Genomic DNA, 13,270 nt, shown 5'->3' on the forward strand with positions numbered 1-13,270 from the left:
GAGCCGCAACCAGAACCTGCTGAGCCTGCTCGCCTCGGCGCCGGAGGCCCTCCGTGAGGCGATCGCGCGTCCCGGCCTCGTCGCGGCCCTGGACGACCCCGCGTTCCAGGCCGAGGTGTCGGCCGTCGCCGCGGAACGGAAGGCGCACAACGCCAGGAAGAAGAAGAGCAAGACCTGGGTGAAGGACCTGGAGAGGATCGTCACGACGTACGGCGGGGACGCCGTGCTGTCCCCCGAGGGCGTCTCCGTGACCGTGGACGACGGCTTCTGGGCCGATCTGTGGAACCTCCCGCAGGACGACGCCAGGAGCACGATCGCGAACACGGTGTCGGACCCCGCTCACCGGGAGTACCGGGACAGGTTCCTGGCCGCCGAGGACAGGGTCCGGCGGAACGCCCCCCTGCTGGCCGCCGCCCGGCGCAGCCTCGCCATCGGCTCCCGCCTGCTCGTCGACCCGGAGCTGGCGGACACCCTCGAGGCGCGGCCCGGCCTGCTGGAGCGGATCCAGGACGACACGTCCTCGCTCCTGGTCCCGCTCGTGGAGAACCCGGACCTCACCGCGGCCCTGCGGACCAACGACTACCTCTACCGGTACGTCATGCACGACCCGACCGCCGCCAGCGTCCTGACCTCCTTCCCGGAGTTCACCCGCGGGCTGGTCGACAACCCCGACCTGGCCAGGCTCTTCGTCGTGGAGCAACAGCGTTACAGAGAAGCGCGCAGGGACCCCGCCCTCGTCAGACTGGTGGACGAGGAGCCGGCCGTGACCAGCGTCCTCGCGGACGGCGGACCGGTCGCGGACCTGTTGCTGGCCACTCCCGCCCTGACCGCACAGCTGGTCCGGCACCTCACGGGCGCGGCCGAGGACACCGAGGTCATCCGGGCCGTGACGAGTGGCCTCCCGGTCGCCGAGACCGCCGCGCAGTTCCCGCCGGTGACGGAGATGCTGCGCCGGTTCACCGCCGTGGCCCGGGCGGTGGCCGACCATCCGGAGGCCTTCACCGACGCGCCCCACTTCAGCCGGTTCATGGGTGTCGGAGACCTGCTGACAGCGTTCGAACGGCACCCGGAGCAGGCGGAGGAGGTGCTGCGCTCCCCCGAGCTGCTGGAGACGGCGATACGGACCCCGGCCGTCGTGGCCGCGCTCGCGGCCGACCCCGGCCTGGCGCCCCTGCTGGCACGGCGTCCGCTCGGCGAGGCGGTGCACCGGCTGCTGCGCGGACAACCGGACCTGGTGGCGGCCCTGACGACCCCTCCGGACGGGGACGGCCGCGCGCTGCGCACGGCACTCGGCGCCATCCCCGGCCTGGCCGAGGCGATGGCCGCCGATCCCCGGATCGGTCAGGACCTGCGCGCCGCCCCGTGGCTGGAGCAGGCGCTGGTGCGTAGCCACGGACTGGCCGACCACGCGGTCCGCAACAGTCCGCTGTGGCGGGCGGCACGGGCGGCACGGGAGTTCGCCGATGCTCTGACGCCCAGGGCGGTGCGCCGGCTGGCCGGCCGTGACGCGCTCCTCGAACAGGTGCGGGAGCGGCCCGGCGACCTGGCCGGCATCGCTCCTCACGACCTCCGGCGGCTGCTCGCCGACCCCGGTCTGACCCGCTTCCTGGACGGCCACCGCTCGTTCGCCGAGCGGTTCTTCACCACACGCGCGTGGTACACCCGCGCGCTGGAGGTTCCGGACGTCGCCGGCCGGCTGAGGGACTTGGCACGCGACAGCGAAGGCTTCCGGCAGCTCGTCGCGGACCCCACCGGGGAGCGGCTGCCGGCGGCCCTGGAGTCCGCCGCCGCTCCCGGGCGGGAGCGGACGGCCCCCCAGGACGGCACGGCGCGGAACACCGCCGCACCGGCTCCCGCCCGCACCGACACGCCCAGGGTGGCGGACGTCGGGAGAGGAACGACGGAGCCCGAGCCGGGTTCCGTGTGGGCGGAGGCGCTGGCTTCCGTGCCCGAGGCCGCGGACCTGCTGCTGAGTGCGGAGGGTGCGGACGCGGCCGGTGAACTGGGCCGGCATCCGGAACTCCTGCCTCTGCTCCTGGCCGCCCCCGCGGTGCTGGAGGACCTGGCCCGGGACCCCGCCGCCTGGCGCGACTACGTCTTCGACACGTTCCTCACCCGGGACGCGAGCGCACTCACGGACTTCGACACCGACTTCCACCACTGGCTCGACCGGCTGGGCGCCGTTCTGGAGGGGGACTTCCACGGCCGTGTCAGGGACCTGGCACACCACGTATGGGACCGGGCACGCGCGCACCGGGAAGCCGAGCGGGCCGAGGAGGCGACCCGCGTCGCGGACCGGCTGGCCGCCTTCCAGCCCCACCGGCCCGACACCTGGGAGCACAGCGGCCGGCTGGTCCACGCCCGGCACGTCCGTACGGACCGGCTGACGCGGGAGCAGTCGCGGGTACTGCGGGAGGTCGCCTCGGGGCAGCGCCGGCCGCGGGAGCGGGAGAACGCGGTGGCGGCGAACCAGGCGCTGCACGTCCACCTGGACGGAGGCGACGGCGGTGCCTCGTTCGCGTACGTCCTCGCCGACGACGGCCGGGTGGACGTACTCGTGTACGCCGTCAGCACCGCGCGACAGGGGAACAAGTACCAGTGGGACGGGCACAGCGCCCGCTACGTGGACGGCCCGCTGGACATCGAGGCGGCGCGCAACGAGCCCGCCCTCGTGGCGTCGACGGCCCGCGTGAAGCAGGCGGCGGAGCGGGCCGGGCAGGTGCGCGAGGACCGCAAGGGCAAGGCCCCCGCAGGCGCCCGGGACACCCGGCCCGCCGACGAGGCGTCAGCGGCGCCGCCGGATGCCGGGCTGGCGCGGCTCGCGGACGCCCTGGCCGCGTACCACGCGGCCGTGGCCGGGCAGGACGCCGTCCGGCGGATGCGGGACAAGAGGGCCCAGTCGCGTGCGCAGGCGCAGGCGCTCGGGGCGCTGCGAGACGCCCGCCGGACACTGCGGAACCTGGGGCTGGACCCCGAGGCCCGTACGGACGCGGACGGCGTGACGGCACCGCCGCGGAACACCGAGCCGGTGCCGGCGGACACCGCGGCCTGGCTGGCGGCGCGGCTGGACCTCTCCGTCCCGGCCGCCACGGCGCTGCTGAGCAGGGCCAGCGGGTACGTGCGCACCCCGATGGTGATGGACTCCGAGACGGTGCGCGAGGAGCACCACCGGCGGCTGGCCGAGGTCGCCCGCGTCCTGCACACGGACGGCGAGGAGGCCGCCCGGCGGCTGGCCGGGCCGTACACGCGTCTCTTCCCGCCGGGCGCCGGCCCGCTCGCCGAGGCGGCGGACGCAACCGCCCGGGACGCGAACCAGGCCGGGCCCAGCACCGTCCCGGCCGAACCGGTCGTCGTGCCGGTCGACGGCACGGCGGCGGCGGAGCCGGACGCTGCGGTGTCCGGCCCGCGGCCGGACGAGCCGCGCAGTCTGGACGCCCCGCTCGACCAGGCCCTCCGCGACCGGCCGGCGGAGTCGCCGCCGGCGTCCGGGACCGGGGTGGCACCGGCGGTCGCCGTACCGGAGCCGGCGGTCGCCGCACCGGAGCCGACGGACGCCGTACCGGAACTGAGTGACCACGTCCGCACCTTCGGCTCGGCCTTCGACGGAGCCCAGGGCACCACCCACCTCGGCCTGGTGCCCGAGACGACCGTCGAGTGGCTGCGCGACCAGGTGGCCCGGCGACTGGAGGGGAGCACCGGGCGCGACGAGGACCTCCGACGGCGGATCGCCGCCAGGCTGACCTCCGCCTACCTGATCCACGAGTGGGCCGACGTGCGCAGCGAGACCGGGCTGCGGCTGCCGCTGGAACACCGTGGCGCGCGCCGGACCGTCCACGTACGGCTGCGGCTGGACGATCCCCGGTCCGCGCCCGAACTGCTGGACGGGCTGGCCGACGGCGTGCCCAACCGGGTGCAGCGCTGGGGCGCGGGCTACTCGGAGGCGGGCAACTCCTCCGGTACGGCCGACCTGCGGACCTTCCAGTTCAACTACAGCCACGTCTGGGACGTGCCGACCGCCGGTCCGCTGCGCCAGGTCGTGGTGCAGCCGCAGGTCAACGTGGTCCGCAACCAGCTGTCGACGTCCGTGAGCGCCGCGGGCGGCGCCCAGTCGCTGTCCATCACCACCACGCTCGGCGGCACGGTGCCGTTCGAGTACCGGATGCGCTGGCAGGTGCGGACCGATGCCGCGCAGGCGGCCGGTGACTGGACCGCCGAGCAGGAGCAAGGCCGGATCGCGGTCTGGTTCCCGGAGTTCCTTGCGCGGACCGAGACGGCGGACACGGGCCCGGACGCCGGTCAGGAGGTGCCGCAGGAGAGCCCGGCCGCCGTGGTCCGGTCCGACGCGGCCGAGCGGCAGGCCGCCCCGCTGCGGGCGGCGGTGCGTGAGACACCGCTGTACGCGGTGGAGACGGTGCTCGCCCCGGACCGCGTGCTGCACGCGGTGGAAGACTCCTTCGCGGATCACCTCGACGGGGCGACGGAGGCGTCCCGGGAGGACCTGCGGCGCTTCTTCGGCGCCCGCAACCTGCGCGACGCACTGCCCAGGATGCTGAGCGGATGGCACAGCTCACCGGTGCTGCTGACCGGCGACGGCTCCGTGCTGGGCCACTTCCGGGTGCACGCGGTCCTCACCGGCCACGAGGAGACCGTCGGCCCGGCGGCCCCCGAGGCGGACCTCATGCAGATGGTGGTGCGCACGGTACGGGTCACCGGGCAGGCGACCGTCACCAACGCGGCGGGCGCCGACCTGAGCGTCTCGCTGGGCTTCTCGGCGCCGCGGACCGAGAGCGTGACGGATCCGGTCGGCGGTTCGGTGTCGCTGAACGCCGGAGCACGCCACCAGGTGTCGTACGGCCTGGGCTCCGGCGGGGAGGTCACCAGATCGCAGGCGCTGGAGTGGGGCGGGCCCCTGTTCCGGGTGCGGGGCGGGGTGGGCCTCGTGGTGGAGCTGGTCCGTCCCGGCCGGGACCGGGCGTTCCCGGCGCCGGGCGGCCCCTTGGACACCCGCGTCGGACTCGGGTCGTACCCGGTGGTGTTCCAGGTGCCGTCCCGCGCCGCGCTGGAGGGCGTCACGGATGCCGCCCCGCGCCGGCTCCCACCCGAGGTGGCCGGGCTGCGCTCGCTGGGCATCTCCACCACGACCCTGCGCGTCGACGGCACCGGGCCGCTGTTCGACCTGGCCGAGCGCTGGCTGCGTGAGCACGGCTTCCTGCCCTCGGCGGCCGGGGACGGCTGGGCCGGCGAGGCAGCCCGGGCCCGCCGGCTGGTCAACGCCCGCACCCTGGATCACGCCCGCTCCGGCGAATCGCTGCGGGCCGCGGCGGACGAACTCATCGACGGAGGGCACACGGTCTGGTTCGAGCTGCCGACCGCGGCCGACACCCAGCGGGTCGCCCTCCGGCTGTCCGCCGAGCGCCGGGGCGACGGACCGGTCGAGGCGGTCCGGTCGCTGCCCGGCGTCCAGGTGAACAACTGGTCCGGGTTCGCCCGACCCGGCCAGGAACAGCGCACGGTGGCCCCCGTCGCCTGGTCGGTGACCGGGTCCGGCGCGCTCAGCAACCCGCTGGAACGCCATGGGGACCTGCCGTTGCAGGGCCTCGGATCCGAGTACTCGTACAGTCGGCAGACCGCCACGACCACCGGCACCGGTTCCCTGGTGGGCCAGGAGAAGTACGTGGTCTCCTCGGCGGACGACGGCCTTCAGGTCTTCGACGTCCCGGTGCGCCTGCGGCTGGAGCTGACCTGGAGCCACGGCCCGGCACCCCGGCCGGTCGTCGCGGACGGCACGCTGGGCCTCGCGCTGCCCACGTACCGCACCGAGACGGCACCTCGGACGGCCGGGCCCGCGCGACCCGCGCTCGAGCCCGCCGTGGACGCCTTCCCGGTGAGCGACGGGGAACTGGAGCGGCTCCGGGCCGCCGCCGACTCCGGCGAGCTGCAACGGCTTCCGGAGACGGCCTTCGTGGACCGGGTGTCGGGGGGCGGCGCCCTGGCCGACGCCGTGAGCCGGGTGCTGGGCACGGCCGCGGCCGCGCCGCGGACCGGGGAGCCGCTCGACCTGTCGGCGGCCCTCGCCGACGACCCGGAGACGGCCGAACGCCTCACCGGAGCCTGGGCGTCGGACGGCGCGGCGGGACCGCTGGGCCGTGTCGTGCGGGCCGCGGACGGGGCCTGGCGGTGGACGGCGCGCTCCGCGGTGGGCGGTTCGCTCACCGACGCGGACAGCATGGCGCAGCAGGTGCTGCGCTCCGCGCTCTCCTCGCAGCAGCTCACCGGCAACGCCCTGGCCGTGTTCGGCGACGGGTTCGTGCTGGAAGGGATCGGCAGCTACGGACTGGCCTCGGGCACCGACGTCTCGGTGACGGTCAGGGCCTATCTGACCGGCGTGCGGATGCGCGAGGAACCGCCCGCCATGAGCCTGGAGACCTGGCTGTACTCGGCGGACACCTCCTCGGTGACCCGGTCGGTGGGCAGCGGGCGGCAGCAGGGGCTGACCGTCAGCGGTGCCTACGGACCGACGGTCGGGTTCTTCCCGAGCGGGCGCTACGCGCACTCCTCGGGCACCTCGGCCGGTGTGACCGTCGCGGACAACGCGTCGAACGCGCGGGTCACCGCCGACAACAACACCCGGCTGCACCGCTTCACGGCCGACGCCACCTACGAGGTGACGGTCCGCGTGGGCCGCCGGAACGTGGTGTCCGGGACGCTGGCCGGCGGCCCCCACACGGAGCGGACCTTCGGCGTCAGGGCGCCGGACGCCGTGGAGTTCCTGCTGCCCGACAGCGAGCTGGCCGCGCACTTCCCGCTCACCCGCGTCCTCGGACTCACCCCGGCCGTGCCGGCTGCCGACCTGACCCTGCCGGCGTGGTACCGGGCGACCCACCAGATCGGGCAGGGCGCCGTCACCCGGACCGTCCTCGACGGTCCGCGCGGCGCCCTCCGGGACCGCGTCACGCGCGCCGTGGAGGCGGCGGCACCGGGGACGACCGTCCCGGGAAGCGCCGACTACGTGCCCGGCGTCGCCTCCTGGATCGCCGACCGCACCTCCCCGGTGGCCCTGCGCGCTCTGATCGCCGCGGGCCCCGAAGGACGCGTGGCGCTCCACTTCGTACACCGCGGCTGGCTGACACCGAGCCTGGTCGAGGTGCGGCTCGCGGCCCGCCCGAAGCCGGACGCCGACCTGGACGCGCTGCGCGGGTACCCGGCCCCGGACACCTCGGAGCTGACCCGCTCGGCCGCACACGGCAGCGGACGCGACGGCGACCTGCCGGTGCCCGGCGCCGCCGGACAGAGCGTCTCCCACTCCCGGGGTCACGAACTGGACGCGATGCCCGTGCTCCAGTACCAGGGCCGGCGGGTGCAGACCACCCTCGCGCTGTCCGCCGAACGCGCGGTGGGCGCCTCGGTGTCCGCCTCTCGGGAGACCCGTGTCTGGCGCCGGTCGGGCCGGCTGGTGGAGTTCCCCGACATCCCGTACGAGATCCAGGCGACCGTGCGCAGGACCCCGCTGACCGGGGCGCCCGTCGCCCGGCTCGCCGACGCGGTGGCCGGCGGCGTCGCCCTCGCGGACCTGCACGCCTCCGTCGACGCGCGCGTCACGCTCCGCTTCGACCGCACCGACCTGCCCGCCGAGCCGGGTGATGCCACCCGGCTGGCACGGCCCGTCCCCGACGTCCTCGCCCAGGACCCCTCCGCGTGGCGGGCGGCGCCCGGGGACGCGGTCGCGGTCGACGTGGAGGGCGTGCCGCTCGCCGTCCGCCCCGCCCTGACGGGCGGCCACTGGGTGCCGGAGCGGCCGTTCTCCTTCGAGGTCTTCGACGCCGCGGCGCAGCTCGCGGAGGCCCTGCGGCAGGTCGACCCGGCGCTCGCCGGTGTGGACCGGATGCACACCTCGCTGTCGCACGAGGCCCTGCTGATCCGGCTCGCCCGGCTGGTGCGGCCGGGCGACGACGACGCGGGCGTACTGCTCGACCGGAGCGCCGTCGGCCGTTTCATGGGACGCACGGGCACCAGTGACGCGACGTCCGTAAGGCTGCGGCTGTTCCCGCAGGAGGTCCTGGCCGAGGGCCCCACCGCCCTGGACGACGTCCGCGTGGCCTCCGACTCGTCCGGTACGAGCGCCTCCACCACGGTCGCCCCGGCGGTCAGCACCCGGTTCACCACACCGCTGACGCAGGACCAGACCCACCGCGTCCGGCTCACGCTGCCGAACGCCCAGAACCGCGCGGGCCAGGGCGGGTCCGCGGCGACCAACGCCTACCGGCGCGACTACCTGAAGTTCGGCGTGCCCGCGCCGGCCGGTGCCGCCGGTCCCACACCGGGCTACCTGGTCCGCTCGCTCGTCGTGCTGCGCGTCGAGGGGCCGGCCGGCACCCGCTGGGTGCTCGGCACCACGGTGCTGCGCACCCTGGACCTCCCTCCCGGCCTGACGGTGCCCCGCCCGGCCGGGGACACCGAGCGGGCGGCGCCGTCCGACGCGGAGCGGGAGACGCGGCCGGAGTCCGGGCGGACGCCGGGCGCGCGGCCCGGGCCGGTGCGTACCGAGGGCCCGGAGCCGGTACAGGACGACGACGGCCCGGAGCCGGTACAGGACGACGACGGCCCGGAGCCGGTACAGGACGACGTGCCGGGGCCGGAAGCGGTGCGTTCCGGGCGGTCCGGTGCGGCGGAGGACGACGCCGAGGGGCCCGTCGCGGCCCGGGAGGACGCCGACGGCCGGAGGACGGCACAGGACGCCGGGGCGGGAACGGTCCGGACGCCGGAGCCGGAGCCGGTACAGGACGACGCGCCGAGGCCGGAAGCGGTGCGTGCCGGGCGGTCCGGTGCGGCGGAGGACGACACCGAGGGGCCCGTCGCGGCCCGGGAGGACACCGACGGCCGGAGGACGGCACAGGACGCCGGGGCGGGAACGGTCCGGACGCCGGAGCCGGAGCCGGGCGTGGCCGGGGAACCGGGCTCGTCCCGCGCGGACGGCGACGAGCTGGTGATCGAGCTGGCCGGGGACGAACCCGCCCAGGGCTCGGCGACGGCGTCGGGCGGCGGCAGGTCCAAGCGGCGCAGGGCGGGCCGGACCGCGGAGCAGGGCACGGCCCCCGCCGCCGCGGGGCCGGCCACCGCCCCGCCGGCGGCGGAACCGGTACCGCTCACCCGGGAAGGGCGCCGGCGCCTGGAGGCGGCCGCGCGGGAGGCCGCCGTACCCGAGTTCGCGAAGCGCATCGTCGGTGAGCGGCTGATCGCCGTCGCCCAGCGGTCGGGCTGGCACGAGGAATGGCCGGTGCGGGCGATGGCCCGGCTGCTCGGCGAGGACGCCAGGTGGGCCGAGGAAGGCAACTCCCCGGCCGTCACCCGGATGCTGCGCCCCGACGCGGTCCATCTGGTCGAACAGGCCGCCGAGCACCCGGCCCTGACGCCCTTCCTGTTCGCCCACCCCGACATGCCGGAGGTGCTGGCGGTCTCGCCGGCCTTCCTCGACGTGCTGAAGACCCTCCCGGAGCGGGATCCGCACAGCGCGGCCGAGTTCGTCGACACGCCCGCCCACCTCGGCGCCCTGCTGGCGAAGTCCTCGTCGGGACGGCGGGAACTGGTCGAGGCGGTGGAGACCGGAGCGCAGTGGACCCGGTCGCTGTTCCACGTCCCCGGCCTGGCGAACGCGCTGCGCTCGCAGACGGACCTGGTCCAGGCCCTGCTGGCCGGTCAGGGCATGCATCTCGCCCTGCTCGCCGCCAAGGTGCCGGGCATCGCCGACGCGCTGCGCCGAGCCGACCGTCCCGTGCCCCGGGCCGAGGCCCTCATGCAGGAGAAGGCCCTGATCGCCGGCCTGTGGTCCGCCACCCGTACGGGCTCCGCCGCACACCTCGACCACCGGCGGCTCTTCAAGCACCATGAGGTGCGCGCCGCCCTGCGCACCCACGCCGACCAGGTCTACGCGGTCCTCCAGGTGCCCGGTCTCCTGGACCTGGCCATGGCCGACACCTCGGTGCTCGACGTCCTCGCCGGCAGCCCGCTGCTCGTCGACGTCCTGCCGGACACCCCCGGCTTCGGCTCCAGGATCTCGCGGTCCAGGGAGCTGATCGAGGCGGCGGCGGGGAACCCCGCGGTGGCCGAGGCCCTGTCGTACGATCCGCGCGCGTTCGACGGCGTCCCCGACGAGGCACTGGCCGGCGCACTGGGGGCGGCGCGTCCGCCGGCGCTGTCCCGGCCCGGCACCCCGGCTCTCGACGCGGTCCTGTCCGACCCGGAACTCGCCGGGGCCCTGCGGCGGCAGAAGGGACTGTCCGCGGTGCTCGTGCGCCGCCCCGATCTGCTCGTGTACCCGCACGAGTACCGCCGGCTGCTGCGGCCCGAAGCCGAACCCCTCCGGGAACTGCTGGCCGCCGGCGACGCCGACGAACTGCTGCTGCCCGGTGTCCTGCGCGCGGTGCTGCGTCACCCCGTGCTCAGCCAGGAGATCCACGGTCCGGGCGGTGGACCGACCCTGGAGCAGATCGGCGACGCCATCAGCAGCCACCCCTGGGTGCTGGGCGTTCTCCACTCCAACGCCGGTCTGGCGGAGTACACGGCCGCGAGCAACGACTTCCGGGAACTCGTCCTCCCGCTCGCGGGTCTGGCGCCGCGACTGGCCACCGACGACCGGATCGTCGGCTTCCTGACCGTGCCCGGCTCCGGCCTCCTGCTGCAACGGCTCGGCGCCGGCCCGGAGGTGGCGGACGCTCTCCTGGAGAACGGCAACGCGCTGCTGACGCTCCTCGGCGCGAACCCCAACGCGGTACCCGCCCTGGTCGACCGCGAGCAGCTGGACCATCTCCGGGCGCATCCGCGCGCGGTGGCCGAACTGGCCCGGCGTCACCGGCTTCCCCTCTCCGCCAACCACTGGGCGCGCCTGTTCCGGACGCCGGAGCTGCTTGCCGCGCTGGAGCGCGAACGGCCGCTCCCGGTGCCCGCGTCGGACCTGCTGCTCAGCGTGCCGGAAGCGTTCGCCGAGGCCATCGCCCGTCCCGGTTTCGCCGAGGCGCTGGACAGCGGCGGCCTCGACGCCGCTCTCACCCGCGTGGCGGAGGCCAAGGCGGCCGCGAGCAGAACGAGCCGCGCCTGGATCAACGACCTGCTGGCCGCCGTCAGGAGTACCGGCGAACCCGTGCTGTCCCGGGAGGGCGTCGCCTTCGAGGACGGCGACCTGCGGCTGGCGGGGCTGTTCTCCCGGCCCGAGGAGGAGGCGGCGCACGAACTCCGCGCGTGGTCCGGGCGACTGGGTCTGACGCCGGAGACGACCGAACGGCTGCTGACCGTCAACACGGCGATCCGCCGGCCGGACGCCCGGCCGCTCCTCGGACTCGCCACCACCCGGGAGGCGTTCGCCGTCGGCTTCCTGCGGAACACCGAGCTGTTCGAGACCCTCAAGGCCCGGCCCGCACTGGTCGACCTGCTCCTCGACCCGTCCCTCAACGTCCTGCCGCTGGTCCACGACCATCCCGAGCTGACGCGTGCGCTGCGCACCTCCGACTACTTCTACCGGGTGTTCCTCCACAGGCCCGGCACCCGCCAGTGGCTGCTCAACGCCCCCTCGGCCATCCCCTCCTACATCAGGAACCCGGAACTGAGCCGGGTGCTGCTGTACCGGCCCGAGGCCCTCGCCCACTTCACCCGCGGTGCCGAGCGCGACCTGCTGGTGAACAGCGAGGACGTGGCACGCGTCGTCGCCGACCACGGCCCGATCGGTGACGTACTGGTGACCGACCGGGCGCTGCGGCAGGAGCTCGCGCAGGAGCTGCGGCAGGACCGGGGCGCACAGACGGTGCGGGCGGCGGTGAGCAGCCTTGCGATGGTGAAGGCGCTGGCCCGGCAGCCGGACCTGCTGCTGATGCTCCGGGTCGTGCCCGGCATGGCGGAGGCCCTGGCGGACAACCCGGACCTGTTCGCCCACGAGGACGACTACGTGACGCTGCTGGGCGACAGGCCGCTCAGGCGCGCGCTGTCGGCCCACCCGCAGCAGGTGCGCACGGTACTGGGGGACACCGAACTGACCCGGACGGCCCTGGCCGCTCCCGCCCTGGTGGCGGCACTCGCGTCGGACGAGGGCATCCCCGCGCTGCTCGCGCGCCGCCCGGCGGTGCACCGGCTGCTGCGCCGGCAGCCGGAGGTGGCGGGCGACCTCGCCGGAGCGGGGCACGGGCTGCGCCTGGCCCTGACCGCGGTGCGCGGTCTCGCGGAGGCGATGACGGACCAGCCGCGGATCGCGGTGGAGCTGCGGCAGGCGCCGTGGCTGACGGACGCGCTGCTGCGCGGCCACGGCCTGCTGGAGCAGGCACGGACGGACGGTCCGCTGTGGCGGGCGGCGCGGGCCGGCCGGGTCGTCGCCGAGGCACTGACCGCTCGGCTGACGCGCCGGCTGGCCTCACGGGAGGCGCTGCTGCGCGTCCTGGCCGACCGGGCGCCGGTACCGCAGGAGACGTCCGCGGCGGAGCTGCGGCGACTGCTGTCGAACGCGGATCTCACCCACTTCCTGAACGACCGTCCGGCGTTCGCCGAGCGTTTCCTGGCCACGGCCGAGTGGCACGGGCCCGCGTCGCGGAACGCCGGCTTCACCGCCGCGCTGCGCACCCTCGCCCAGGACGCCGACCGCTTCCGGCAGCTCGCCGAGGACGCCTCACCACAGGCGCTGCCGGACGCGGTGTCCGGTGCCGCCGCCCCCGCGCGGACGACCACGGCCCCCCGGGAGCGTCGGCCCGAGGCCGCGGGCCGCGACCGGTCGGCACGGCCGGGCCCCACCGGCCGGCAGACGGCCCCGCGGCCCGCCCGGCCATCGGTCTGGGCGCAGGCGCTCGCCTCGGTGCCGGAGGCCGCGGAGCTGCTGCTGGGATCCGCGGGCGGGGTGGTGGTCAGGGCGCTGGGCGAGAACCCGGAGCTGCTGCCGCTGCTGATCGCCTCACCGACCGTGGCGGACGACCTGAGCCAGAACCCCTCACTCTGGCCGGACCACGCGTTCGGCACGTTCCTGCGCACCGGCGAGGCGGGACTGGAGCACTTCGAGAACGACTTCCGGACCTGGCTGGACCGGACCGGTGTACTGCTGGACGGCGACTACCACGACCGGGTGGCCGAGGTGGCGCGGCCGGTCTGGGCGCGGTCACGTGCGGAGCGGGAGGGCCGCGAGGCGGCGGAGGCCGCCCGGGTCGCGGAGCGCCTGGCGGCGTTCGCCCCGCTGCGGCCCGACAGCTGGGAGTACGGCGACCGGCTCGTCTACGCCCGGCACGTACGGCCGGACCGGCTGACG

The 13,270-nt window shown here is 75.8% G+C and carries 1 protein-coding gene (running past both ends of the window); it reads left to right on the forward strand.

Every position in this 13,270-nt window falls within one protein-coding gene, locus IEZ20_RS36230, for a DUF8616 domain-containing protein (RefSeq protein WP_189306767.1), read on the forward strand. The gene is 49,638 nt long; 13,100 of those nucleotides lie to the left of the window and 23,268 to its right, leaving coding positions 13,101–26,370 in view, spanning codon 4,367 (partial) through codon 8,790 (complete); the first codon wholly inside the window starts at nt 2. The start codon and the stop codon both lie outside this window.

Source organism: Streptomyces cinerochromogenes (assembly GCF_014648635.1).
Classification (GTDB): Bacteria; Actinomycetota; Actinomycetes; order Streptomycetales; family Streptomycetaceae; genus Streptomyces; species Streptomyces cinerochromogenes.